This is a genomic window from Streptomyces broussonetiae (assembly GCF_009796285.1).
Classification (GTDB): Bacteria; Actinomycetota; Actinomycetes; order Streptomycetales; family Streptomycetaceae; genus Streptomyces; species Streptomyces broussonetiae.
In genome coordinates, this window is the sequence record NZ_CP047020.1 from 7777697 (window position 1) to 7803560 (window position 25864).

The following is a 25864-nucleotide window of genomic DNA, read 5'->3' on the forward strand; positions in this document are numbered from 1 at the left end:
AACGAACAGCCCTTCTGCCTGGAGGCCGCTTCATCAGCGTCTCACCCAAGGCTGGCAGAGAGGGCTGTGTTCGAGGTCAGCAGCCCGCAGGAACTCGGTGGCTACACCTACGCTTGAGACTCCGCGGTATCTCACCGCCCTCGACTACGTACCGCCCGCCGAGTACGAACGCGAGTGGTGGCGACAACAGGAAGCCACCCTGCAGTCCGCCTGAAACAAGATCACCGGACTCTACGAAACTCGGGGCAGCTCGTAGTCACACGCGCCGGCATCGCTGTCCCGTTCGCCCTTTCAGCCAAGCCACCCAACGAGAGGCCTGACGTTCTGACCGGCGTGTTTTCGTGGGTGTCGGCCGGTCTCGACGGCAGCCGCCAAGACCAGGTGGGTTCGATCTGTGGACCACCCTCGACAAGGCCGAGGAACGGCTGCGGTCACGGATCCACGAGGTCGGTAGGCCGCCTGAGTAGCGTGGGCCCCTGCCTGGCGACCCCTGTCGCCCCGCGACAGCGTGGTCGACGTGCTCGGCGGGCAGGACGCCTATGTCGGCGGCCAGAGCCCCGCGAAGAGGCGGACTGACTTGCTCGCGATCTCTGTGCGCGAGCTTTGCAGTCCCGCGCCGGGTAACGGGGCCGCATCAACCAGGCGAAGATCCGTTCGGTCACTCATCGTTTCGGCGGTGGCTCGCCCCCTTCGTCTGTGGCCGCTGCATGCCCTCCAGACTCGCACAGTAGCCGGGCTGGTTCCCAATCCCTCTGGGAGCCAGCCCGGTTGGAGACGGCGGGTCGGCTACGCGTTGGCCTGCGCTGTGGCCAGCCGGTAGGTGCGCGGCCGGTCGCTCACCTTCGCTGTGGTGATGCTGCTCCTGATGCACAACCACGCAGGGCCGTTGTCGCGCACGTTGGCTACGGATTTCGTTGCTGGCCGGGTGTCGGGGGACCGTCGCGGGACCGGGTGGGGGCGCGTTGTGACATTGCCGCGGACGATGCGGGCGCCGCGGCGGGGCCCGCTGGGCCGCGCGGCCCAACGGCAGGGGAGCGGCATGAGGCCCTGCTCGCAGGTCCGAGTCCTGGGCGGGACGCTCGGAGCATGGGGACGGGTGGAACCGGTGGTCGGTGGCGGGCAATTGGTCATTCAAAACGGTGGTGCGGCTGAAGCCGTAGGCCCGTCGGCACGTAGCCGCGTTTTCGAGTCCCTGGCCGGGCACATGGACTGGGGAACAGGGAGAGACGCTCGCCGGAGCGCGCGGCGGCGACGAACAGCGAGGGCCGTGCCCGCTGCGTCTCCCGGCGATATCGAGCGGAGGCGCACCGCCCGCGCCCACGGCCGCGCGCGGATGGTCCGCACGGCGGGCTACGTCCGCTCCGACGACACGGCACTATTGCCGACGTCGCCGGGCGCGCGGCTCGCGCGGCTCACAGTGCGGCGGCGCTGCGCACCGGTAGTCCTCATCTCCCGCCCCCGCCCGACCAGACCCTGACCGTCCTGCGCACGACGGGCTACCGGCGGCGGTGCCTCTGGTAGGGGCAGGTTCCTGCCGGACGGGAGGCGCGCTACTGTACGGCGGCGCTTTGCCGGCCCACCGGAATCTCCGCTACCGAATCGCTTCGAGCAGAGGAATCCACCAGACATACGCGTGCAGAACGCCAGAGTGGGGGCTGAAGGGGTGTCCGGAAGAGTGAGTCCACGTGGCTGGATCGGAGGCAGGGATGACCGTAGCGGAGAGCGCCGGCGTGTCGGCGCGCCGACCTGGCCTCGGCGTACCCCGTCTGGTCGGCCGCGGCCACGACCTTTCGTTGCTCGACCACGCCCTCGACGAGTGGCCGGGACTCGTCGTGGTCGCGGGTGAGGCGGGGATCGGGAAGACCCGGTTGCTCCACGAACTCCTCCGGAGGCGTCCGGAGACGGCGGTGGTCGCGGTGTGCCCGCCATTCCGGGAGCCATACACGCTCGGCCCGGTCGTGGACGCCGTACGTCGTTTGGCCGACCGTGTCGGCGGTTTGCAGCTCACCGGGCTGGCGGGAGCGCTGCGGCCGGTCTTCCCGGAGTGGGCCGAACAACTGCCGCCTGCGCCCGCGCCGCTGCCCGACGCCGCAGCCGCCCGGCACCGTCTGCTCCGCGCGCTCGTCGAACTCATCGACGCCCTCGGCATCGGGCTGTTCGTGGTGGAGGACGCCCACTGGGCCGACGAGACCACGCTCGAACTCCTGCTGTTCCTGCGGTCCCGGCGGGAGCGGAGCCCGCGCCTCGTCCTCACCTACCGGCCCGAGGACGTCCGCCCGGAGTCGCTGCTGCGCCGACTGGTCGCCCAGACCGGCGTTACCCGCCTGGAACCTGGGCCGCTGGACACCGCTGGGACGGCGGACCTGGTGTCCTCGATGCTCGGTGGGGAGCCGGTCTCGGCGGAGTTCGCCGAGTTCCTCCGCGGCCATACCGACGGGCTGCCGCTCGCGATCGAGGAGTCCGTCCGTCTGCTCTACGACCGTGCAGACCTGGTCTGTGAGGACGGCGCCTGGCTGCGGCGCGACGTCGCGGAGCTCGACGTCCCGCCCAGCATCCGCGACGCCGTGCTCGAGCGGACCTCCCATCTGCAGCCCGCGGCCCGCGCGGCGCTGGCCGCGCTCGCCGTACTTGAGGGGGAGCGGGCACCGGTGCTGGTCGCCGAGGTCGCCGGTATACCCCTGTCCGAGGCGGAGAACGGTCTGGTCGAGGCGCTTGCGGGCGGTCTGCTGCACGAGGACCGCGACGCCCGGGTGGGGTTCCGTCATGTGCTGGCCGCGCGCAGCATCTACCACGCCCTCGGCGCCATGGAGCGCGGTCGCCTCCACCGCCGCGCCGGGGAGGCCCTTGAGTGGGAGCCGATACGCAGCGTCGCCGAGTTGGCCCGGCACTTCCGGGAGGCGGGCGACCCGGGCCGCTGGGCTGCGTACGCCGAGCAGGCGGCGGATCACGCGATCTCGTCGGGCGACCCACGTACGGCGTTCGGACTGCTTCTCGACCTCCTCACCGGCGGTGCCGTCCGCGGCGCGGCGGTGTCTCGTCTGGTTCGGCGCATGCCGCTGTACGCGGCACCCGGTAACGGGCCACTGCGCGAACTCGTGACAGTGCTACGTGAGACCGCCGCCGGCGAACTCACGCCGGAGGAGCGGACCGAGGCGACCTGGCAGCTGGCCCGGCTGATGTTCCACGTCGGTGACGTGGAGGGTGCCTCGGCCGAGATGGAGCAGGCCGTGCCGGGGCTGGTCCAGGACCGGCCGGTCGCTGCGGTCCACGCGATGATGATGCTCGCCCGCCCACTCGGTACCGCGCACCCGGCGGCGCATCACCGTGCCTGGCTGGAGCGCGCCGGGCATCTCATTGAGGCCGGGCCGGGCCCGTCGTCCGAGGAGCGGCTCGCCTTTCTCATGGACCGTGCCGCCACGCTCCTGGTACTCGGGGACCCTGCCGGCTGGGCGGCGGCGCGTGACCTGCCGGCCGGCGGGGAGACCCCCGGCGAGGTGCTGCAGCGCGCCCGTGGGTACGCCAACCTCGGTGAGGCGGCGATGCTGTGGGGCTGCTACGACGACGCCCGGCGTCGGCTCGATGCGGCCGCTGCCCTGGCCGAGCAGCACCGATATCTGCGCCTGCGTGACCTCGTCGGGGCCACCCTCGTTCATCTCGACTGGCTCACCGGCGGTTGGAAGGGCCCCATGAAGTGGCAGGCCTCGGCCCTTGACGCCGACGAACCCGTGCTGCGCGCCGACGCATTGCTGCTGGCCGGTCTGCTCGACGCGGCCCGCGGCGACCACCGTCGGGCCCAGGAGCAGGTCCGCGCCGCGATCGCGGTCGGGCGTCCGCGTGGCCCCGCCGACGGGTCCCGCGACCCGTCCGCTGCGCTCGCACGACTGGCGATCGCCGCCGGCCGCTCCGAGGAGGCCCTGGCCGCCACCGATGCCGCCTGGCGGCTCGTCGAGGCCAAGGGACTCTGGCTCTGGGCCGCCGAGATCGCCCCGCTCCGGATCCGCGCCCTGCTCGAAGGCGGGCGCGTCGGGGAGGCCGTCCGCGCGGCCGAGGCCTTCGCGGCGGGTACCCGCAACCTGGATGCGCCGGTGGCTACGGCAGCCCGCCGGCTGACCGAGGCCCTACTCGCCCGCGCCAGCGGTGACCTCACGGGAGCCGCCAAGCTCTTCGAGGAGGCGGGCGCCGCCTGGACCGCCCTTCCGAGGCCGTACGAAGCCCTGCTGGCCCGCGAGGCGGCGGCCGGCTGTCACCTCGCCGTCGGCGAGCGGGACCGGGCCGTCGGCCTGCTCCGCGAGGTCTTCGGCGACCTCACCGCCCTCGGCGCGACCGAGGACGCGGACCGGGTGCGGCGTACCCTCGCGGACGAGGGGGTCCGGACCGGAGCGCGGTCGGGTCGACCCGGCTACGGCGACCAGCTCTCGCCGCGCGAACTCGACGTGGTGCGCCTGCTCGTCGAGGGTCGGACCAGCGCACAGATCGCCCGGGTTCTCGGGCTCTCGCCCCGCACCGTCGAGAAGCACGTCCACTCCGCGATGCGCAAACGGCAAGCGCCCTCGCGGACCGCGCTCGCCGTCACCGCGGTGGAGTCCGGTGACGTACCGCTGCCGGGGAGCATGCCGCAGCCGCCGACACCGACGGAGTAGCCACCGGTAACCGTACGGGGGTTTCCCGGGTAGTTCTGCGCATTGCCGCCTGATCGCCGTGCGGCGTTCACTGCTGGCTCTGGGACAGAACGGAGCAGCCACGATGGCTTCTGGCAACGGCGTCGAACGGTCTGGCGAGGAGATCGCGGTCGGCCCCATCGACGGATCCCTCAAGGGTTCCACCGAGGACCCCGACGAGGACTCCAACGACGGCGAGGGCACCTCCGCCGATCCGGCCCCGGCGGCGAGCGCGGACCGATCGCGTGAGTACCGACGGAAGGCCGGCGTGGTGTACCGGCCGGTCTGACCAGCACCCACTCGAGTCGGCCCGGCCGACGCACCCTCCCGAGAAGAGCGATGCACAGACCAATACGGATATGGGCCGCCGGGATGGCGGTCGCTTGCGCAGTGGCGTCCGGCCTGATGGCCGTCGCCCCGGCGCAAGCGGCGCCCACCCTGGCCAGCGGCACCCCGCAGAGCACAGCGACCTACAAGCCCGCCGGATGCGCCGTCCCCCTACCTGCCTCCGAGCAGAAGGGGGGCGCGCCCTACGCCACCTGCGACCTCATGGGCGTGACCGACAGTCACGGCACCCTGGCCGCGGGTTCGTCGACCCCGCCCGCCACCGCCCTCGCCCCGAAGGACCTCAGGACTGCGTACGACCTGCCCTCGGGCGGCTCGGGCGAGACGGTCGCCATCGTCGACGCCGGCGGCTATGCGACCGCCGAGGCCGACCTGGCCGTCTTCCGCAGCACCTACGGCCTTCCCGCGTGTACGACGGCGAACGGCTGCTTCACCAAGCTCGACCAGGACGGCGGCCACAACTACCCACCGCAGGACGGCGACTGGTCGATGGAGACTGCGCTCGATCTCGACGCTGTCTCCGCCGCCTGTCCGGCGTGCCGCATCCTGCTGGTCCAGGCCGACTCGGCCGGTATCGACGACCTCGGCCAGGCCGAGGACACCGCTGCCGCCCACCACCCCGCGGCCATCTCCAACTCCTACGGCATCCCCCGCGAGGGTGGCGGCTTCCCCGCGGCGTACGACCACTACTACGACCACCCCGGTATCGCGGTCACCGCATCCACCGGCGACTACGGCAACACCGTGAACTGGCCCGCGTCGAACGGGAACGTCGTCGCCGTCGGCGGGACGACGCTGACCCGCGACGACACCACCGCCCGCGGCTGGACCGAGGCGGCCTGGGCATCGGGCGGCTCGGGCTGCTCGAGATTCGAACCGAAACCGGCGTACCAGCAGGGGATCGACACCGGCTGCGACAACCGTGCCATCGCCGACGTCTCCGCGGACGCCGACCCGGCCACCGGTCTCGGCATCTACAACTCGACCCCGACGGTCGGCGGCTGGCTCCAGGTCGGCGGCACTTCGCTCTCGTCGCCGCTCGTCGCCGCGATGTACGCCCTCGCGGGCACCCCGACGCCCGGTACCTACCCGGTCACCTACCCGTACGCCGACACCCACGCCGGCGACCTCACCGACGTCACCGCCGGCTCCGACGGCTTCTGCGGCAACCAGCTCTGCGACGCCCGCCACGGCTGGGACGGCCCGACCGGGCTCGGTACGCCCGTCGGCGTCGGCGCGTTCCGCCAGGGTCCGCACGGTCTGGTGGCCGGCACCGTGCGCGGCACCGGCTCGGCAACGGCCAACGGCCCGATTCCGGGTGCCGCCGTCACCGCCACCGACGGGGACGGCCGCAGCTACGGCGCCACGACCGACGCGTCGGGCGGCTTCGACCTCGCCCCGGCACCGGGCACCTACCACCTGACTCTCGCGCAGTTCGGCTATGCGACGACCACCGCCACGGTGAAGATCACCGAGGGGAGCACGGCGAAGGAGTCCATCACCCTGCACGCCCTGCCCACCCACGTCGTCTCCGGCACCGTCACCGACGCCTCGCGCCACGGCTGGCCGCTCGCCGCGGCGATCACCGTCGACGGCTACCCCGGCGGCGTGGTCGACACCGACCCGGTCACCGGCCGATACGCCGTCCGGCTGCCGGACCACGGGAACTACAAGCTGCACGTCTCGGCGACCCTGCCGGGCTACAAGACGGCGGACGACACCCTTGCCGTCGGCTCCGGCGACGTACGCCATGACGTGCGGCTGTCCGTGGACGCGAGCGCCTGCACCGCGCTCGGCTACCACTTCGGGTACAAGGGAACCACGACCGACTTCGAGGGCTGGCCCGGCGGAAAACCGCAGGACGGCTGGACGGTCACCGACGACAGCGGCTCCGGGGTCACCTGGCGCTTCGACGACCCGGCTCACTACGGCAACGACACCGGCGGCACCGGCCAGTTCGCCGAGGTCGACTCCCGTTCCGGTGACATCGGCAGCCGCGTGACGAGCAGCCTGGTCTCGCCGCTGCTCGACCTGAGCGGCGATGCCACGCCGATCGTCTCCTTCGACAACTCCTTCTTCAGGGGGATCCACACCCCGGCCAACGCATCCGTGGAGGTGAGCGTCGACGGCGGACAGACCTGGACCTCGGTCCGGAATTTCACACTCCCCTCCATCGGCCCCGAGGTCGTCGCGATTCCTCAGGCTGCCGGCAAGAGCAACGTACAGGTGCGGTTCCGGTACGACGCGGCCCACTCGTACTTCTGGAAGGTCGACAACGTCTTCATCGGCAACCGCTCCTGCGATGCCACCGCCGGCGGGCTCGTGGCCGGCACCGTCGACGACGCCAACACGGGCAAGGCACTCTCCGGTGCCACCGTCAGCGTGGCCGGCACCCCGACGGCTTCGACGACCAACGGCGCCTACGAGCTCTTCGCGTCCGCTTCGGCCGCCGACAGCTCCGGCCGGACCACGCTGGGGGTCGTCGACGGCGCGTACACCGGCTCGACCGCACAGGTCACCGTCGCCCGCGATCAGGTAACCCGTAAGGACTGGCGCCTGGGCGCCGGCCGGATCAGCGTCTCCGGCGACTCGCTGCGGGTCGCCCAGCCGCTGGGCCGCTCGACGACCCGGACCGTGACACTCCGCAACACCGGCACCGCACCCGTCCACGTCGTCCTCAACCCGCAGGACGGCTCGTACACGCCCAACTCCCGCTCGGGCAGCCCGAGGCAGTCCGGCGCCGGGGCACCGGTCCGGCACGTCGGTGGCGACTTCACCCCCCGGTCGCTGGTCGCCGATGAGACGCACAGGGTCGCGGCACCGACGGGCTCGACCGACGCGACCGCCGTGGCGAGTGCCACCGCCTGGACGACCGCCGACGCTCTGCCGACGCCGGTGATGGACAGCGGCTCGGTGACGCTCGACGGGAAGGTTTACGTCTTCGGCGGGACCGACGGGGCGAACCTGCTGTTCAAGTCCTACGTCCACGACCCGGCCACCGGCGGGTGGCAGCGGCTGGCGAACATGCCGGAGGGGCTGGAGAAGCCCGGTGTGGAGGCGGTCGACGGCGAGATCTACGTCGTCGGCGGCTGGAACAGCACTCGCAACGCCTCAGCAGCGGTGTACCGCTACGACCCGAAGCACGACTCGTGGTCCTCGGTGGCGTCGCTCCCCGCGGGCGTCGCCGCCGGCGGCACGGCGGTCCTCGGCGGCCGGCTCTACGTGGTCGCCGGCTGCGGCGGCGACTGCTTCCCGGCCTCGCAGGCGACCTACGTCTACGATCCCCAGGCCGATGCCTGGAGCCAGGTGGCGAACTACCCGATCACGGACGAGTGGCTCTCCTGCGCCGGCATCGACGGCCAGGTCGTCTGCGTCGGCGGGTACGATCCGCTCAGCGGCGAGGACACGACGGCTACGTACGCCTTTGACCCGGTCACCGGCAAGTGGACTGTGCGGGCCGACCTGCCGTACGCGAACTGGGCGATGGCTTCCGCGTCCTCCGGCGGTCGGCTGCAGCTGGTCGGCGGAGTCAGCGGCGGACAGCTGACCAACCAAGCCGAGGAGTACGACCCGGCCACCGACTCCTGGTCGGCTCTGCCGACGGCCAACGCGCTGGTCTACCGCGGCAGCGGCGCCTGCGGACTGTACGTCGTCGGCGGCTCGGACGCCTACCACGCGGTCACCGGCGTCGAGCAGCTCCCGGGCTACGGCGACTGCGGCAGCTCGGGGGCCGCCACCTGGCTGTCGGCACCGCATAACGTCACCGTCGACCCGGGCGCCACGGTGAAGGTGCGGGTCACCCTGAACGCGGGCGCGGTCGACCAGGTCGGCACCTACACGAGCGGGCTGACCGTCGACACCGACTCGCCGTACGCCGTCCCGGCGCTCGCCGCCACGATGAAGGTGGTCGGCACACAGTGACCGCGGACGGCTGACTGCCCACGGCCGGCCGAATGGGCACGACCTGACGGGGCTCCCGGAAACCTGGACCCGGGAGCCTCGTCCCGCGATCAGTACCGCGCCCGGGGGCATCGCCGTCTCCCACATGGTGGGGACCTGCGCCCACAGCCGGAAAGCTCCGGCAGCGCGCCGTGGCAGCACCGGGGTCGGCACCATCGGGGAGCCGCTCCACTCCGCGCACGCGCCGACCAGGATCGCCGTCTTGGCGAACACACGCCCCAGGCAGGGAAGCAGGGGAGCGACCGCCGGCGTACCGACGCGGCAGGAGTCGGGCCCCACCGTGCCCCAGCACGCGAACTTGCCCCGGCCCGCCTGCGGCACCAGCACCGTGCTCCGCCCACACCACAAGGAAACCGCAGTACCCGTCGACAATCAGGGACTTGTTCCGGTGCCTGCGGACGCATGGAAGAGTCGAAGGAGTCATCTCATGCACATGAAGGAAGAACTCGCCTGCGCCTATGCACGGGCCACCTGGAACATGGTGGAGCCCTTCCACGGAGCCGTGTACTTCGCTCCCGAGGCCCAGGCCCGATACGCGGAGCTGGGAGTCGATGGCAGGGCCGGCTACTTCGGTTCGCGTGCCGCGGCCCTGGGTCCGGCATCCGCCGAACTGGTGATCGCCACCTTCTACAACTTCAGCCCGGAGCTGGTGCGCAGTGTGGTTCCCGCGGTATGGAAGACAGCGTCGCCGGAGCAACTGCTGGCGGCTCGGCTGGCGGCCGTCGATGCCACGCTGCGCCGCATCCTCGGCCCCGCCGTCCGCTCCTCCAAGATGGAGCGCGCTGCGGAACTGGCCCAGGAAGCGGCCCGAGTGACACTGCTCCATCCTCAGGGCCGCCCGCTCTTCGCCGCGCACGCTGCCCTGCCCTGGCCGCACGAACCACACCTGGCGCTTTGGCAGGCACAGACGCTGCTGCGTGAGTTCCGCGGCGACGGCCACATCGCGACGCTGCTCGCCGCCGGGCTGGACGGGATCGAAGCGCTGGTCACACATGCTGCCGCGGGCCCGGTGGCTGCCGAGGGCCTTCGGAGGACTCGGGCCTGGTCCGAGGGCCAGTGGGCGCAGGCAGCACAGCGGCTGCGCGAGCGCGGCTGGCTGGCAGAGGGCCCCGACCTCGCCTTCACCCTGGAAGGACGGGAGCGACGCGCGATGGTGGAGCACACCACCGACGAGCTGGCCGCGCTGCCGTATGTCGCGATAGGCCCTGAGAAGTGTGCCGAGTTGCGCCGTCTGGTCAGGCCCTACAGCGTGGCCCTGGCCGAGGAGCTGTTGCCCTGGCGTGTCGGCAGCCTCTGATCGCTGATACCGATGCCGATCGTGGGATGCCAGGGCTGCGGCGAGGCCGACACAGACCGGGACTCCGCTGGCCGGCATGTCAGCCCAGGCGGAGTGTGGCAGGGATGGCCCGGTGCCGAGTCGGGCCGGGTGGGTGGTTGGTTGACAGGAATGACCGGAACACACATGGAACTTGACGTCGTCGGACTCAGCGACGCCTCACAACTCGTGTACAGCACCCTGGTGGGGCTGCGCCCCAGTACGGCCTCGGAGGTCGCCGATGCCTGCGGGTTGCGCCTGGGCACGGCCGGCCGGTATTTGTCCGCGTTGGTGAAGGACGGCCTTGCCACCAAGGCGGCGGGCCGTCCCCCACGCTTCACCGCAGCGGCTCCCGATGTGGCGGTCACCGAGCTGATCCACGAACGTGAGCGCCGGCTCGACGCGGCTCGCTCTGTGGTGCGGCAGCTCGCCGAGAAGCACCGTGAGGCCCGTCGGATCAGCGACCCGAACATCGCTGTCGAACTGATCACCGGTCATGAGGACATCAGTGCGGCCGTCTCCCGGCTCACTGCGAGCGCTCGGCGCCAGCTGCGCGCCTTCGACCGTCCGCCCTATGTCGAGCGTCCGGGCAGCAACCTGGAGAACCAGCGTCGCCGGCAGCACGTCGGTGTCGGCCATCGTGTCATCTACGACCGGGCCGCCGTGGCGTGGCCGGGGCGCTTGCGGGACGACATCCTGCCGAGCGTCCGTATCGGTGAGGAAGCCCGGGTTCGGGAGAAGTTGCCCCTGAAGCTTGTGATCGCGGACGACAGATGGGCGGTCATTCCCTTCAGCCTCGCCACCGGTGGCCATTCCGTGGCCTACCTCGTACACCGCTCACCCATGCTCGCCGCGCTGGAGGCTCTCTTCGAGGCCGAGTGGGAGCGCGCGACCCCGGTGCGGGACACCAAGCCGCCGGCGGGAGGAACCGGCGGCCCGGACGCCGATACCCTGGCCCTCCTCGGCCTGCTCGCCTCCGGCTGTACGGATGCGGCCATCGCCCGTACGCAGGGCTGGAGCCAACGCACCACCCAGCGCCGTATCCAACGTCTGATGACGGAACTGGGTGCAGCCACCCGCTTCCAGGCCGCGGCCCAAGCCGCCCGCCGCGGCTGGCTGCACTGAGCCAGGCCAGTGGGCACCGACGGCTGCCTCGCCAGCTGCGGCGGCGTCGCCCCCGTGCCTCGCGACTGTGGCAGGATCAGCGGCAGCGTCTGTGCCCGCAGATCTACCTGCCTGGCATCTACGCCCAGCGGATCGTGGCGCTCACCCCTCAAGATTATCGGGCGGGGACGGGCGGAAGCCCGCCCAGCGCACACATGACGGCTCGGGCGGCCCTCTGCCCGCGGGTCCAGGCCATCAGGAAGGCGCCGTCCTCTTCTCGGTCTGCTAGTCATCGGCTTCACTCTGCCGGCGGTCTTGCCGTTGCAGCGTGCCCTGGCGCCACCAAAGGGACCGGGGTACGAGGCCGCCCGCAACTCTCTGGTTGTTCCGCCCGTGAGTGGAAGCGCGAGCCTCCGGAGGCCTCCAACCATCTCTCACCGCAAAATGGATATAAGCCGCTCCCCTCCTGGAGGAGACGATACCGGCGATTCGGAGGCACAGACGATGTCCACCAGCCCGAGCCGATGGATGACGATCGGCGACTTCCTGCTCCGGCGCCTGAAGGAGGCCGGCGTCGGGCACCTCTTCGGCGTCCCTGGTGACTTCAACCTCGAACTGCTGCAGCAGCTTCAGGACACGGGCACGCTGAAATGGGTCGGCAACTGCAGTGAGCTGAACGCGTCCTATGCAGCGGACGGCTACGCCCGGCTGAACGGCATGGGTGCGCTCCTCGTGACGAACGCCGTCGGCGCCCTGAGCGCGATCAACGGGGTCGCCGGCTCCTACAGCGAGCACGTGCCGGTGGTCTGTATCTGCGGGTCGATACCGCTCAAGTCCATCGATCGCGGCCTGGGGATGCACCACACGATGGCCGACGGCACATGGGACCGCTTCCTCGGCGCCTACGCGCAGGTGACCGCCGCGCAGGCGCGACTGACGCCGCACAACGCGGTCACCGAGATCGACAGGCTGATCCTCACCGCGTGGCGGGAAAAGCTCCCGGTGTATCTGGAACTGCCTTCCGACATCGCCTACCTCGACATTGAGGTCCCCGAGGCCCCGCTGGTGCTCGCGCAACCGCCCAGCGACCCGGAACGGCTGCGGTCGTGCATCACCGCAATCGCAGACCACCTGTCCGCCGCCAAGTCACCGGCGGTCCTGGTGGATCTGGACGCGGACCGGTTCGGCGTGGCAGCCGACGTCATGGGACTGGCCGAGAAATTGCGGCTCCCCGTAGCAGTGATCAGCACAGCCAAGGCGGTCATCGACGAGACGTTCCCCTATTACGTCGGCATCTACAACGGCCGGGCAAGCGAGCCGCACGTGCGCGCGGCGATCGAGACCAGCGACTGCCTGCTCTCCATCGGCTACCGGCCGATCGAGGTGACCACGGGCGACTTCACCGCTTCGCTGCCCGCCGACACGATCCAAGCCCGCAGCCACTCGGTGGACATCGGCGATGACAACTATCAGGCGGTGACGCTCCAGGAAGTCATCCGCGGCGTACTGGACACCGTCCCGCACGGCACGAGCCGCGCTGCACCACAGCGGGGGGCTACAGGGCGAGGGGCTACGGCGACAGGGGCCCCCGCAGGCGGCTCCACCAACCTGACGCAGGCCGCGTACTGGCAAGCAATCCAGAGCTACCTCCGGGCTGGGGACGTGCTCCTCCTCGACAACGGGACGTCGTACGCCCTGCTCGGCCTGCAGCTGCCACCGGACTGCACCTTCGTCGGATCGATCAACTGGGGTTCGATCGGCTACTCGGTCGCTGCCCTGCTCGGCACGCTGACCGCAGCGCCGGACCGTCGCCACCTGCTGTTCCTGGGTGATGGCTCGTTCCAGCTGACCGCGCAGGAGCTGTCGACCATCCTGCGGCACGACCACAAGCCGGTGATCTTCCTGATCAACAACGGCGGATACACCATCGAACGCGGTTACCTCGGCAAGACCGAGCAGTACAACGACATCGCGACCTGGGCCTACGCGGATCTGCCGCGGGTGCTCCGCCCGGACACCACGGCGCGATCGTTCGTCGTCAAGACTCCCGCGGACCTGGCGGAGGCCCTCAGCGCGCCCAACGACACGCTGATCTTCATCGAGGCGGTCATGGATCCCTACGACGCTCCCGCCGCGGTCATGGCCAGCAGCAACACCGGCGCGGACATCGACTACGGGCCTCGCGGCCCGCAGCACCGCGACAACGCCCAACTCCGGCCGGCCTGACTTTTCAGCGACGCGAAACTGCGGAGGTCAGTAGTTCAGCCGGGGGTCGACGGGAAGGGTATAAAAAGCCCTGACGATGTCGACCTGATCCTTGCCTTCGAAGGCGTCGAGGAGTTCGGTGACGACTTTGGCAAGCTCTGCGCGTAGGCCGTAGATGACTCTGGGACTGTGCGGGGGACCGAACGGACCGTTGCTCGTGTCGTTCCTCAGCCACAATGCCGTTCGCCAGGCTCCACACCTCGTAGTAGGCCCGGGCCCAGGCTGGAGTAGCCAGTGACGGGTGGGCTTGGCGGGTGCGGGTAGCCCGGCATCTCAATGGCGCAGTCCGGCGGGAACTCCGGGCGGGCGCGGAGTGATGCGCGTCGCAAACCTATGCCCGCTGTTGGGGGCGGGCTGTGGTTGCGGGCGGGAGAGTCTGCTCGGCCCAGACGGTCTTGCCGTCGAGCGTGTAGCGGACGCCCCAGTTCTGTGCGAGTTGGGCGATGATGAACAAGCCGCGCCCGCCTTCGTCGATCGTCTTCGCGTGGCGCAGTCGTGGCGCGAGGGCATTGCTGTCGTGGACTTCGCAGGTGAGTGTGCTGTCCTTGATGAGCTGCAACCAAACGGGTGGGGTGCCGTAGCGGACGGCGTTGGTGACCAGTTCGCTGACGATCATTTCGGTGGCGTAGGTGGTTTCCTCATCGACTCTCCAAAGGACGAGCTGGTGGCGGGCGTGGGCGCGGGCCGTGGCGACGGTTTTGGGGTGGTGGTCGAGATGCCACGTGGCGACCTGGTCGGCGGGGAACGGGTGGGTGCGGGCGAGGAGGAGGATCACGTCGCCGTGGCGGATGTCGCTCCGCAGCCGGTAGAGCACGTCATCGCACAGATCCTGAAGTGGCCGCTCAGGGTGGGCCAGCACCCGTTGGAGGGTGTCCGGAGACGGTGAGGTGTGCAGGAGTGACGCGGTGTAGAAGGCGAGGACGCTGCCGTCGGCGACAGAGACGGTGGTGGCGGCGAAGGGGGGTCCCTCTGCAGTGCCCAGAGGAGGTCCGGCGGGCAGGTCGGGGATCTGGGTGGTCCCGTCGGGATGGGCGATGACCGGTGGGGGATGGCCGGCCAGGGCGATGGTGCAGGTCTGGGCGAGTGGGTCGTGGACCGCGTACGCGCAGCTTCCGGTGAGGGGCATGGGGTCGTCGGGCGGCAGGGCTGCGCGTTCCTGGGCCAGGCTGATGGCGGTGTCGTTGAGGCGGGCGAGTAGTTCGTCGGGCTCCAGGTCGAGTGCGGCCAGGGAGTGGGTGGCGGTCCGCATCTGTCCCATGGTGGTGGCCGCGTGGATGCCTTGGCCGGCGACTTCGCCGACCACCAGTGCGGTGCGGGCGCCGGGCAGGGCGAAGGTGTCGAACCCGCCGCCTCCTCCCGCCTCGGCGGGCACGTGCACGTGCGCTGTTTCAACGGTGGTCCGGGGCGCAGGGTGTGGAGGCAGCAGATGGCGCTGGATGGTCGAGGCGATGGCGTGTTCGCGGGTGTAGCGGCGGGCGTTGTCGATGCACAGCGCGGTGTGAGCGGCCACTGCGAGGGCCAGGGTGACATCGTCCTCGTCGTAGACGTCGGCCTGGTCGGTGCGGTACAGGCTCAGCAGCCCGAGCACGGTTCCCCGCAGCGTCAAGGGTGCTGTGATGAGAAAGCGGGCACCGGATGCACGGATCGCCTCGGCGCGGGGCGGGTTGGCTGCCAGCCACGGGGTGTCGGGGCCCAGGGCGACGAGGCGGGGCTTGAGGTCGGTCAGTGTCTGGGCGTAAGGCGTTGGAAGCGGCAGAGCGCGCACGTCGCCCACGGGATGCGCCTGAATCTGATCGCCGCCGCCGCGGTGGCCGTAGGCGGCACGGCGCAGGGGCACCGGTCCCAGAGGGCTCAGCGGAGGTTCCTCGCCACGTACCACTGCGTCCACGACTTCCACCACAGCGATGTCGGCGAGGTCCGGCACCACTGCCTGCACCAGTTCCTCACAAGTGGCCACCACGTCGAGGGTCTGTCCCACGTGCTCGCGCACGGAGCCGAGGACACGCAGGCGAGCGTCCACCTTTTCGCGTTCGGTGACGTCGAGCATCTCCGTCAGCAGCCCCAAGATCCTCCCCTGCGCGTCCTCCAGGCGAGATGCCGAGACGGAGAACAGGTACTCCGGCCCCGGTGCACCCTTCGGACGAACCCCCACGAGTCGCCCCTGCGCGGGTGTGCCGCCCTCCAACACTCCGTGCAGCATCGCCTCCACCTCACCGGGTGCGGAAAGGTCGTACACCTCGGTGACGTGTCGACCCATGATCTGTTCAGGGGGCGCGGCGTGCAGAACCGGCCTGGTGAGGTTGATCCGTAGGATTCGCAGCTCCGTGTCCAGGATCAGCAGCCCTGTAGGGGACTGGTGGAACAGCGCTTCCAGTACCGCGGCACCCTCGACGGGCGAGATGGCTTCGTCTTGCGCCATGGCAACCCACCTCCACCATCCAGCCTGCTCCTGGCGCCTGCGTGGCGCTCCCTCACATTGCGAGCGTTGTCGGACGTGCTGCCGCCGTGCGGCCCCGCTGTTGTCGAGCGCTCTGGCTCACCAGGGTGAAGGGAGGCGGGGCATTGCCGGTCGGGCGCGACATTACCCAGCCGCCGAAGGCCCACGATCAGATGACGGCGGATGGTCTCGACACGGACTGCCGAGTTGAGGTCGCACACCGGACGCCCAGCCAGCGCGGGACGGCCCGCCTCCCACCCTCCGTGGTACTTATGGCGAGGCAGTGCCCTGTGAGCCCACGGGGTGGCGACGCTGCACCACGCGGGTGCACAGCCGACAGCAGACGTTCTGGCGCGGGGCACCGGTCGGGTGCGGTTCGTGGTGGCGCTCGGTGCGAAGCCGGTACGCGACCTGGCCCACCAGCTGTGTGCCCTGGCCCGAGCGTGATGTCGTCATGGTGTCGTGACGGCTGACGGCGTCATCCACCGCGGGCGGCCCTGCACGACCGTGGCGGGCCGTCCCCGGAACTCCTGTCAGCGGATGCGGCGGAGTGTGTCGGGCGTGAGGTCGGCGAGGGTGGGTTAACCGTCGACGGTCATGACGAGAACGGCTTCGGCAAGCAGGGAGCGCAGCACGTGGACGATGCCGTCGGCGCCGTCCAGGGCCAGGCCGTATGCGTAGGGCCGGCCGACGCCTACGGCTGTGGCGCCCACGGCGATGGCCTTGATGACGTCGGCTCCCGTGCGGATGCCCGAGTCGAACAGAATGGGCATGTCGTCGGCGGCCGCGACCACCTCCGGCAGGGCGTCAAGGGCTGGCAGGCCGCCGTTGGCTTGGCGTCCGCCGCGGTTGGAGCAGTAGATGCCGTCCACACCCGCGTCCCTGGCGCGGCGGGCGTCATCGGGGTGGCAGATGCCTTTGAGGATCAGCGGCAGGTCGGTGATCGAGCGCAGCCAGGGCAGGTCGTCCCAGGTGAGGGGATTGCAAACGGGACATGACGGTCTCCTTGAAGGCAGTCGCCGGTGACACGGTCTTGCGGGAAGGCGGGTGTGCCGCGTTTCGAACCGTTCTGACCGGCGACGATGGTTGAACGACCACACGGTTGATGAAGCGTGCCGGCGGTGAGTTGGGCTGGTCGGCCGGAAGGGGCTGTGCAGTGCGCGGCGTCCGGCCGTGGAAGGGGTCGGGTATGCGCACCCGGGGGCGGCCCGGGCCGAGCCGGGCCGCTTTGGAGAGGGGTCAGGAGCCGCTGTGCAGGCCGGTGTAGAGGAAGCGGTTGGCCTGGTCGAGGGCTGCCTTGGCGACGTTGGTGTTGGCGAGGGCGGTGAGCATGGCGAAGTCGTGGAAGATGCCGGGGTAGCGGACGGTGGTGATGTCGTTGCCGGCGGCGCGGAGCTCGCCGCCGCCGACGCCTCGGGTGCGGTGAGGTGAGCGCGCTCAGACGGTGCCGAAGGCGGTGCGCAGGGTGGCGATGGCCTGGTTGATGGCCGCTTCTGCGGCGTGGGTCTCGCGCAGGGCGTTGAGCATCACGAAGTCGTGGATGATGCCCTGGTAGCGAACGGCGGTGACGGGGACACCGGCCTGGCGCAGCTTGTTCGCGTACGCCTCGCCCTCGTCCCGCAGGACGTCGGCCTCGCCGGTGATGACCAGGGCCGGGGGCAGGCCGGTGAGCTGCTCGGTGGTGGCGCGCAGCGGGGAGGCCGTGATCTCGGCGCGCTGCCGCTCGTCGGTCGTGTACTGGTCCCAGAACCACTGCATGGCATCCCGGCGCAGGAAGTAGCCGGTGGCGAACTGGTGGTACGAGGGCGTGTCGAAGGCGGCGTCGGTGACCGGGTAGAACAGCACCTGCTGCACCAGGGGGACGTCGCCGCGTTCCTTGGCCATCAGGGTCAGCGCGGCGGACATGTTGCCGCCGACCGAGTCGCCGGCCACTGCGATGCGGGTGGCGTCCAGGCCCTTGGAGGCGCCGTCGGTGATGATCCAGCGGGCGACGGCGTAGTTCTGCTCGATCGCGACGGGGTAGCGGGCCTCGGGCGAGAGGTCGTACTCGGGGAAGACGACCGCGGCGTTCGCGCCGACGGCGAGTTCGCGCACCAGGCGGTCGTGGGTGTGGGCGTTGCCGAAGACCCAGCCCGCGCCGTGCAGGTAGACGATCACCGGCAGCGGTCCGTCGGCGTCGGTCGGGCGGACGATGCGGGCCCGCACTGATCCGGTGGGGCCGCCCTGGACGGTCACCCATTCCTCGTGGATCTCGGGCTTGTCGATCTCGCCGGACTGGACCTCGTCGACGGCCTTGCGTCCCTCGGCCGGGCCGAGGTCGAACAGGTACGGCGGGTTGGCGGTGGCCTCGGCGAACGCGGCGGCGGTCGGCTCCAGCACCGGAGCGGTGATGTTCTCGGACATGGGGACTCCTTGAGGTGATGCCGGGGCCGGTGGCCTCGACGGCTGGTGCGCCCGGCCGTTCGGCGGGCACGGATAGAACTGTAGCGCTCGATTTGGTCGTGCACAACTTAATCGAGCGATACATGGTCGTGGGCGTCTGGAATGGGTAGAATGGCCTCTGCTGATCATCGGAGGTAAGGACCGCACTCATGGGCCACGACGCGCGCCACGACATCGAACAGGGTTCGCTGTTCCTTCAGGACCAGCTCTGCTTCGCCCTGTATGCCGCCTCGCGGTCGGTCACGACCCGCTACCGGCCCCTGCTGGACGAGCTGGGGCTGACTTACCCGCAGTACCTCGTCATGCTGGTGCTGTGGGAGCAGGACTCGGTCTCCGTGCGGGATCTGGGCAACGCGCTCCAGCTGGAATCCAGCACCCTGTCACCGCTGCTCAAGCGCCTCGAAGCGGGCGGTCTGATACGCCGCGAGCGGCGCGCCGAGGACGAACGCTCCGTCGCCGTACGCCTCACCCAGGCCGGGGCGGATCTCCGGGAGAAAGCCCGCACGGTCCCCCTGGCCATCGGGGAGGCGATGGGTCTGACCCCCGAGCAGGACGCCACCGCGAAGCAGCTGCTCCGCCTGCTCACCGCGAACGTCAGTCACGGTTGAAGGACCGGCTCGCTGCCGCAGCGACTGGGGGAGGGCTCAGCTGACCGCGCAGGAGCTGTCGACCATCCTGCGGCACGACCACAAGCCGGTGATCTTCCTGATCAACAACGGCGGATACACCATCGAACGCGGTTACCTCGGGAAGACCGAGGTTCGTCGTCAAGACTCCCGCGGACCTGGCGGAGGCCCTCAGCGCGCCCAACGACACGCTGATCTTCATCGAGGCGGTCATGGATCCCTACGACGCTCCCGCCGCGGTCATGGCCAGCAGCAACACCGGCGCAGACATCGACTACGGGCCTCGCGGCCCACAGCACTGCGACAACGTACAGCTCAGGCTGGCCTGACTCCCCCCCGCCAACGCGAAGCGGCGGCGCGGCCGGGGGTGGTCAGACCGCCCGGTCGCTTCGTCCCTGCGCGGGCGCCATGCGGTACAGGCCCTTGCGGTCGTCATGGCAGGTCTTCGCGAAGCCGAAGGCGAGCGCGACCACGAAGCACACCGCGATGCGGGCAGATCAACCCTGGTGGCTGTAGGTGTAGAAGCCCTGTCCGGTCTTGACGCCCAGGTGGCCTGCGTCCACGTACTTCTCCAACAACTCTCGCGGCCCGGTGGGCAGGGCCGGGTTCTCGGCGGCGTAGTGCTTCTCGATGTCCAGGACCACGTCCAGGCCGACCTGGTCCATCATCCGGAACGGTCCAGCCGGGGTACCAGTGTTGATCTTCCATATCTCGTCCACGTCCTGTGGCGTGGACACCCCCTCGGCGACCACTTCGAGGGCCTCGCGCTTGATGGCCGCCCAGATGCGGTTGAAGATGAAGCCGGTCGACTTCTGGTGAGCCTCGAACGCGTACACGCCGTACCGGGGCAGTTCCTTCTTGAGCAGTTCCATGATGCCCGGAGCGGTGTGGCCGTCGGACATGATGTCGATGGCATTCTGCGCGGGCGGCATGTAGAAGTGCATGTTCAGCACCCGTTCCGGGTGCTCGACCTGGTCGATGAACTCGCTCGACGCGTAGGAGGAGGAGTTGCTGGCCAGGATCGCGTCGGGGGCCGCAGTGCGGTCGAGTTCGCCGAAGATCTCCTTCTTCAGGTCGAGGCGTTCCGGCACGGCCTCAACCACGAGCCAGGCCTCCGCGAGGGCTTCGGCCATGTCGTTGGTGACGACCACCGAGCCCGGCTTGCCGCCCTGGATCTTCGCGACGACCTTGGGCAGGTTCTCCTCGACATAGGCGCGCGCCGCTTCGCCGGCCTGCGCGGACTTGTCGTAGATCCGGACGAGCCCGCCGCGGTCGGCGAACATCAGCGCGATCCTGCGGCCGAGGGTGCCTGCGCCGATCACCGCGACCGGACGGCTCTCGATGTTCGCGGGGAGCGCGAAGGACATGCTGGTTCCTGCTCTCGTGGCGGCTGCTGCGATTGCTGCGATGTTGAATCGCCTCGGAACCTCAGTCTCAGCGCGCGCCATGCAGTCGGAAACCGGGGAGGACCGTTCGAGGCAGAGCTCAGCTGCGGCCGGACTCGGTGGCATACAGCCTCTCCCGTGTCATCCATCCGGTCCGCCGATCGGCCCAACTGCAGTCGTACCGCTGGGCGGAGCCCACTGCCACGGAAGGCACGTCCGGTGGCCATGCCGAGAGACACGAGGAGAGCCGGATGTGGCGAACTGCTGGCACTGACGGCCGTACCGGGGAGCGTGCTGCGGGTCCGCATCGCGGACGGCCAGGTGGAAACCCTGGTCCAGGATGCAGGGCCCGCCCCGGACGGGATCGTCGTCGAGGCCGGCGTCGTCTACTGGACCACCATGGGCACGCCAACGCACGATCCGGCCAAGGGCTCGGGGGCGGCCCAGGACTTCTCCCGGCGCAACGGCGGCGTGCACGCGGTGCGTCTGGACGGCAGCGGCCGCCGGGACGTGGTCGAGCCCGGAGCGGTCACCACCGGTAACCAACTGGCCTCGGACGGCGCCGGGTTCCTGTACTGGGGCGAGCGTGAGGGCTGCCGGGTGAGCCGAGTCCGGACGGACGGCAGCGGCCTGTCCGACCTGGTGGTCAACCCGGCCGGCGACATCTCGCAGGAATGCGTGGGTGTGGCTGTGGACCCCGTACGCGGGCACCTCTACTGGACTCAGAAAGGCCCGGCCAAGGGCGGCGGGGGCCGCATCTTCCGCGCCGGCATCGAGCTCCTCGCCGGAGAGAGCCCCGAGCGGCGCAGCGACATCGAACTGCTCTGGACGAGCCTGCCCGAGCCGATCGACCTGCACCTCGACGGCGACTGGCTCTACTGGACCGACCGCGGCGCTCCGCCGGCCGGCAACACCCTCAACCGGGCACGGGTCCCGGCGGCGGGCGCCCCCGGCGGTACACCGCAGATCCTGGCGAGCGGGCTCGCCGAGACGATCGGCCTGGCCATCGACGCCGACGCGGACACCGCCTACGTGTCCGACCTCGGTGGACACATCCGCGCCGTCCCGCTGCCCGGCGGACCGGCCGACGGGCGAGGGGAACGCGACATCGTGTCCCGCCCCCACCCGCTGACCGGCATCGTCGGCATCAGTTGACCGCACACCCACATGGCCGACCGGACGGCCACCGACCTAAGGGGGCCGCGCAGGTAGGCGGCCGGTCATGGTTGGTGTTGTGGGCGTGTGTCCCCGCGGTGGGTGGTCCAGACCCGGCCGATCAGGCTACAGATGGTGATGATCGTGTCGGCGAGGCCGAAGAAGGCGTCGATCACCGTGTAAGACCGTCGGCGCCGGATAGAGCCGTCGCATCACTCGGAAGCCCCGTCTAGGATCCGCCGTGCCCTGGGCTCGACGAGGATCGGAACGAAGTCACGTACAGGCCGGTCCCTGAACGCGGCATAGGCACAGGCCACGACGGCTTCATTGTCGCGGTCCACCACCGTGACGCGGCGGAAATTGCACACCGCGGGCGGTGCGTCCACGAACGGACACACCGCCTGATGGGCCTGCAGCGCGGTGCTGACGAGGCTCATCAGCAGGACGACATCGCCGTCACAGTCGAGGTGCACGGTCACCCACCGCGAACCGGGCACATGCCGAACAGCCGTCGTCTCCCTGAGGTCTTCCGAGAAGCGCTGGATGACACGCGTCGTGAGGTGCAGGTCCAGGTCGGGCTTTCAGCACAGCGGCCCGCACGGAGGAATGCCACCATGGCCGATCCCCGGCATGGGACAGCGCCGTATGCGCCGCAGCATGGGCCGGACGTCCCAGGTGCACATCCGCCCGTCGGGCCTGTGGACGCATCCCGTGGGGGCACCCCGGGCCATGCGCCGGGTGGGCTCGGCCTCGGACGAGGTGATCGGTCCCGGTGCCTCACCGGGTGGGCGACCGCCAGATGCGAATGGGAGTCTGATGTCTCAGGAACCTGCGAACGAGAACCCCACGGACGGGTTCGGCGCCCGGATGCCCCGCCGGGACGTGCTGCGCGCGGCCGTGGCGGGTGAGGTGTCACGCTGACCGGTGCCGTGACACCTCGCGGCGGGTCACCGAGCGCCATGCCCGCCCCGACGTCCCAGGGCCTCGGCGCCGTCCAGTGGGCGCCCCGCTCGTAGGGGCTCACCAGGACGTTCACGCGGGTTGGCAGTGCTCCTGGTGCACGGCTGGCCCGAGACCTCGAGACTTGGTACGTCTGGAGCCCAATGATGCCGACGCTGGCCAGGCAATTTACGGTCCTCGCCGTCGACCAGCCCGGTAACCGGCTGTCCAACAAGCTCAGGGACGGCTACGACACCCGTACCGCCCAGTCGTTCTTCGAGCCTCTCGGAGGCCAGCTGTCCGACAGCCCTGCTGAACCGTTCGGTCACCTTCCCACGCCTCGAAAGCTGGTAGGTGCGAGCCGTGCACCTCAGCCCGAGCAGTACGGAGGCTCCAGCGAACCCGGCCAGGACCGTCTGACGCACAGCGTTCAGCGCGTGGGCCCGGTCCTTGCCGTGAAGGTCCCCCACCGTGTCACCAGCGCAGTGGTCCCAGAACCACAAAGATGCCGACGACAACGACAGCCGCCCCCGCTGCCAACCGGACGGATGCGCGGTGACGACGCATCAGGTGAACAGAGCGCGATCCGATCCTTGCGAGAGGGCGATTGGCCGTAGGGTCTATTCCACCGCACGAAGTCCTGCCAGTCGATCTCCTCCACAGGTTCCCGCCCGCGACCAGCGCGAGCACCTCGAAAGCCGGTCATGCCAGACCATTGACCTGCGCCCTCGAGTTGGCGACAGCTCACTGAACATGCTCGACACGACGATGGCAGGGATCGGGGAAATCTGGGATTTCAACGCGCTCTTCACCGTAGCCGGTCTGCGTCGCATCAAGGTGAGCACCGCAGGTGCCTTCCGTCCTCGAAGCGTTTCCCGCGGCCTGACGCACTGGACAGCACGTCCGCCCCGGCGAGCCGGCTGCCCAAGCCCGATCACTGGATTCGTTGTGCTTGGCGCCCCGCAGGCGCTGTTGGGATTCCACCGCGAGGCTTGCTGGTGGATCATGCGTCGGCGCAGTACGGACCCAGTGCGGCCGTGCATCTGCCTCGTAACGCTCTTCAGTAACACGAGTGGGTGGGCTCGAACGGGAAACCCGCGTGCATGTGCTCGGCACAGGCTGAACCGCCGGGTCACGGCCGTCGCCGCAAGGCCGAGGGGCTCAGGTCTGCGATCTTGGGGTAGCCGTCGACCGCCATGAGGAGGTCAGCCTCCGCAAGGAGGGAACGCAACACGTGAATGATGCCGTCCTCGCCTCCCAGTGCCAAACCGTAAACATAGGGCCGCCCCACCGCTACCGCTCGCGCGCCCAGCGCCAGGGCTTTCACCACATGGTCGCCGGAGCGCACACCCGAATCGAAGATCATCGGAGTTTCGCCTGCCGCATTGACGACGTCCGGCAGCATGTCGAGTGAGGCGAGGCCACCGTTGGCCTGGCGTCCACCGTGGTTCGAGCAGTAGATCGCATCGACACCGCCGTCGACGGCCCGTTGGACGTCCTCGGGATGCATGATTCCCTTGAGGATCAGCGGCAGGTCGGTCATGGAACGGAACCAGGCGAGATCGTCCCACGTCAGGTGCGGCTCACCGAAGGTCGTCGCCCAGGCTCCCACTGCGGCCTGCAGGTCCTCTTCCGGGGGCTTGGCCAACCGGGACCTGAAGACAGGGTCGCTGAAGTAGTTCTGCAGGGCCAGCCCTCGCAGCTGGGGAAAGTTCGAGCGGCTGAGGTCGCGAGGCCGCCACCCCGGGATCCAGGTGTCCAGTGTGACGACGATCCCCTTGAAACCCGCCTGCTCAGCCCGGTGCACCAGGCTTTCGGCCAGCTCCCGGTCGTTCGGGGTGTAGAGCTGGAAGAAGCCCGGGGTGTCACCGAACCGCGCGGCGACCTCCTCCATCGGATCGACCGAGAGAGTGGAGGCGATCATCGGCACGCCGGTCCTGGCCGAGGCTCGTGCCACGGCCAGGTCGCCGTGGCCGTCCTGTGCGCACAGGCCGATCACACCCACGGGCGCCATCAACAGCGGGGACGGGAGGGACAGCCCACACAGCTCGACGGACAGGTCGCGCTGGGCCCCGTCGACGAGCATCCTCGGGATGAGCCCCCAGTCGTCGAACACCGAGACGTTGAGGTCCTGGGTGCGTTCGTCGCCGGCCCCGCCGGCGACGTAGGACAGGAGCCCGGGGTCCAACGCCTTGGATCCTCGCTCCTCCAACTCTGCGAAGGTCATCGGCAACTTCGGCATGATGCCGGAGAGTCCGTTGAGGTAGATATCGAACTGGTAGTCGCCAAAGTTCGACACGTGGTTTTCCACCTGCTCCCGGTCGGTTGTGGCCCGGCGGGCCGGTCTGGCTCGGTCGGCAGCCTCAGTCGAACAGGTCCGGCGAGGATGCGATGATCTGGTCCCACAGCGGACGGAACTGGAACCAGCCTGCGAGCGGCCCGCCGATCTGCGTGCGGACCTGCTCCGCGGTCTCCCGGTCGATCTCGTGCGGAGTGCCCGCGGCCATGGCCAGAAGCTGTGCCTGGCACGATCGTTCCATCGTGATGAACCACCACGCGGCGGCGGCAACCGACTGTCCGACGGTCAGCAGGCCGTGGTTCTTCAGGATGACGGCCTTCGCCGAGCCGAGCGCCTCGCCGATGCGGCGCCCCTCGTCGGAGTCGCTCACGACTCCGCGATAGTCGGCGTAGAGGCCCTGGTCCTCGAAGAAGGCGCAGGCGTCCTGGGTGAGTGGTGCAAGCGGGATCCCGAGTGCTGAGAACGCCTTGCCGTGGAGGGAGTGCGCGTGTGCGGCCGCGACGGCGTCGGGGCGGGCCTTGTGGACCTCGGCGTGGATGCAGAAGGCGGCACGGTTCACCGGGCGCTTGCCGTGCAGCAGATTGCCTTCGTGGTCGACACGGACCAGGTCGGAGACCTTGATCTGATGGAAACTCATCCCGAACGGGTTGACCCAGAACGTGTCGGGGAACTCGGGGTCACGGGCAGTGATGTGCCCGGCGACTCCCTCGGAGAAGCCCAGCTTCCCGAAGACCCGGAAGGCGGCGGCGAGTTCCTGCTTGCGTACGTCGCGTTCCTGCTCGACCGAAAGCCCCGTGGGCGGTAGCGGGAGATCGAAGTCGTCGGGGATCGGGCCGATGTTGGCTCGGATCAGGTCGAGCATCTCGGGGGCGTGGCGCTGCGTGATCGTCATGGTCTTCGTTCCTCTCGATGTGTGCAGACGTGGTCGAGCGGC

The 25864-nt window shown here is 69.8% G+C and carries 14 protein-coding genes and 1 pseudogene; 8 read left to right on the forward strand and 7 right to left on the reverse strand.

Going from position 1 to position 25864, the window contains the following annotated elements; translation table 11 throughout:
- The first annotated feature begins 1706 nt into the window (after nucleotides 1-1706).
- The 6 genes from GQF42_RS35650 to GQF42_RS35675 all read left to right on the forward strand — a co-directional run bounded on the left by GQF42_RS35650 (nucleotide 1707) and on the right by GQF42_RS35675 (nucleotide 13608).
- A complete protein-coding gene (locus GQF42_RS35650; RefSeq protein WP_158926844.1) occupies nucleotides 1707-4640 on the forward strand; it encodes a helix-turn-helix transcriptional regulator in 2934 nt (977 codons plus the stop codon).
- Between the two features lie 103 nt (nucleotides 4641-4743).
- The gene (locus GQF42_RS35655; RefSeq protein ID WP_158926846.1) at nucleotides 4744-4947 is read left to right on the forward strand and encodes a hypothetical protein; all 204 of its coding nucleotides are present in this window, start codon (nucleotides 4744-4746) and stop codon (nucleotides 4945-4947) included.
- Nucleotides 4948-4997: 50 nt separating this feature from the next.
- Nucleotides 4998-8924 (forward strand): Kelch repeat-containing protein, encoded by a 3927-nt coding sequence (locus tag GQF42_RS35660; RefSeq protein WP_158926848.1) that lies wholly within the window; start codon nucleotides 4998-5000, stop codon nucleotides 8922-8924.
- A 466-nt stretch (nucleotides 8925-9390) separates the two neighbouring features.
- A complete protein-coding gene (locus tag GQF42_RS35665) occupies nucleotides 9391-10260 on the forward strand; it encodes an SCO6745 family protein (RefSeq protein ID WP_158926850.1) in 870 nt (289 codons plus the stop codon).
- A gap of 165 nt (nucleotides 10261-10425) precedes the next feature.
- Nucleotides 10426-11403 carry a TrmB family transcriptional regulator gene (locus tag GQF42_RS35670; RefSeq protein ID WP_158926852.1) on the forward strand — a complete coding sequence of 326 codons (978 nt, stop codon included), beginning with the start codon at nucleotides 10426-10428 and terminating at the stop codon, nucleotides 11401-11403.
- 294 nt (nucleotides 11404-11697) lie between these two features.
- Nucleotides 11698-13608, forward strand: coding sequence for an alpha-keto acid decarboxylase family protein (locus GQF42_RS35675; RefSeq protein ID WP_158926854.1), 1911 nt, complete (start codon nucleotides 11698-11700; stop codon nucleotides 13606-13608).
- 370 nt (nucleotides 13609-13978) lie between these two features.
- On the opposite strand, the gene GQF42_RS35680 is transcribed toward GQF42_RS35675, so the two are convergent.
- The 3 genes and pseudogenes from GQF42_RS35680 to GQF42_RS35690 all read right to left on the reverse strand — a co-directional run bounded on the left by GQF42_RS35680 (nucleotide 13979) and on the right by GQF42_RS35690 (nucleotide 18487).
- On the reverse strand, nucleotides 13979-16066 hold the full coding sequence (locus GQF42_RS35680; protein WP_158926856.1) for a SpoIIE family protein phosphatase: 2088 nt from the start codon (nucleotides 16064-16066) through the stop codon (nucleotides 13979-13981).
- 599 nt (nucleotides 16067-16665) lie between these two features.
- A pseudogene (locus GQF42_RS35685) lies at nucleotides 16666-17067 on the reverse strand (alpha-hydroxy-acid oxidizing protein); the annotation flags it as partial.
- A gap of 454 nt (nucleotides 17068-17521) precedes the next feature.
- Entirely contained in the window at nucleotides 17522-18487 is a 966-nt protein-coding gene (locus GQF42_RS35690) for an alpha/beta hydrolase (protein ID WP_158926858.1), read from the reverse strand.
- 188 nt (nucleotides 18488-18675) lie between these two features.
- Here GQF42_RS35690 and GQF42_RS35695 point away from each other — a divergent pair, with 188 nt between their 5' ends.
- Entirely contained in the window at nucleotides 18676-19134 is a 459-nt protein-coding gene (locus GQF42_RS35695; RefSeq protein WP_199272912.1) for a MarR family winged helix-turn-helix transcriptional regulator, read from the forward strand.
- Between the two features lie 515 nt (nucleotides 19135-19649).
- Here the strand turns inward: GQF42_RS35695 and GQF42_RS35700 are convergent.
- Nucleotides 19650-20519, reverse strand: coding sequence for a 3-hydroxyacyl-CoA dehydrogenase family protein (locus tag GQF42_RS35700; protein ID WP_158926860.1), 870 nt, complete (start codon nucleotides 20517-20519; stop codon nucleotides 19650-19652).
- 243 nt (nucleotides 20520-20762) lie between these two features.
- Here GQF42_RS35700 and GQF42_RS35705 point away from each other — a divergent pair, with 243 nt between their 5' ends.
- The gene (locus GQF42_RS35705; protein WP_199273134.1) at nucleotides 20763-21692 is read left to right on the forward strand and encodes an SMP-30/gluconolactonase/LRE family protein; all 930 of its coding nucleotides are present in this window, start codon (nucleotides 20763-20765) and stop codon (nucleotides 21690-21692) included.
- Nucleotides 21693-21904: 212 nt separating this feature from the next.
- On the opposite strand, the gene GQF42_RS47795 is transcribed toward GQF42_RS35705, so the two are convergent.
- The 3 genes from GQF42_RS47795 to GQF42_RS35720 form a co-directional block, all read right to left on the reverse strand.
- Nucleotides 21905-22264: a three-helix bundle dimerization domain-containing protein gene (locus tag GQF42_RS47795; RefSeq protein ID WP_158930966.1), complete on the reverse strand. Its 360-nt coding sequence runs from the start codon at nucleotides 22262-22264 to the stop codon at nucleotides 21905-21907.
- Nucleotides 22265-23763: 1499 nt separating this feature from the next.
- Complete coding sequence (locus tag GQF42_RS35715) at nucleotides 23764-24873, reverse strand: alpha-hydroxy-acid oxidizing protein (protein ID WP_158930968.1); 1110 nt, start codon at nucleotides 24871-24873, stop codon at nucleotides 23764-23766.
- 121 nt (nucleotides 24874-24994) lie between these two features.
- Entirely contained in the window at nucleotides 24995-25822 is an 828-nt protein-coding gene (locus tag GQF42_RS35720) for a class II aldolase/adducin family protein (protein ID WP_158926862.1), read from the reverse strand.
- Between the last annotated feature and the right edge of the window lie 42 nt (nucleotides 25823-25864).

Bases quoted from the DNA above. Each gene is read 5' to 3' on its own strand.
- GQF42_RS35705 (WP_199273134.1), top strand. From the start codon at position 20,763: ATGCCGAGAGACACGAGGAGAGCCGGATGTGGCGAACTGCTGGCACTG.
- GQF42_RS35695 (WP_199272912.1), top strand. From the start codon at position 18,676: ATGGGCCACGACGCGCGCCACGACATCGAACAGGGTTCGCTGTTCCTT.
- GQF42_RS35670 (WP_158926852.1), top strand. From the start codon at position 10,426: ATGGAACTTGACGTCGTCGGACTCAGCGACGCCTCACAACTCGTGTAC.
- GQF42_RS35715 (WP_158930968.1), bottom strand. From the start codon at position 24,873: ATGCCGAAGTTGCCGATGACCTTCGCAGAGTTGGAGGAGCGAGGATCC.
- GQF42_RS35650 (WP_158926844.1), top strand. From the start codon at position 1,707: ATGACCGTAGCGGAGAGCGCCGGCGTGTCGGCGCGCCGACCTGGCCTC.
- GQF42_RS35665 (WP_158926850.1), top strand. From the start codon at position 9,391: ATGCACATGAAGGAAGAACTCGCCTGCGCCTATGCACGGGCCACCTGG.
- GQF42_RS35655 (WP_158926846.1), top strand. From the start codon at position 4,744: ATGGCTTCTGGCAACGGCGTCGAACGGTCTGGCGAGGAGATCGCGGTC.
- GQF42_RS35680 (WP_158926856.1), bottom strand. From the start codon at position 16,066: ATGGCGCAAGACGAAGCCATCTCGCCCGTCGAGGGTGCCGCGGTACTG.
- GQF42_RS35660 (WP_158926848.1), top strand. From the start codon at position 4,998: ATGCACAGACCAATACGGATATGGGCCGCCGGGATGGCGGTCGCTTGC.
- GQF42_RS35720 (WP_158926862.1), bottom strand. From the start codon at position 25,822: ATGACGATCACGCAGCGCCACGCCCCCGAGATGCTCGACCTGATCCGA.
- GQF42_RS35700 (WP_158926860.1), bottom strand. From the start codon at position 20,519: ATGTCCTTCGCGCTCCCCGCGAACATCGAGAGCCGTCCGGTCGCGGTG.
- GQF42_RS35690 (WP_158926858.1), bottom strand. From the start codon at position 18,487: ATGTCCGAGAACATCACCGCTCCGGTGCTGGAGCCGACCGCCGCCGCG.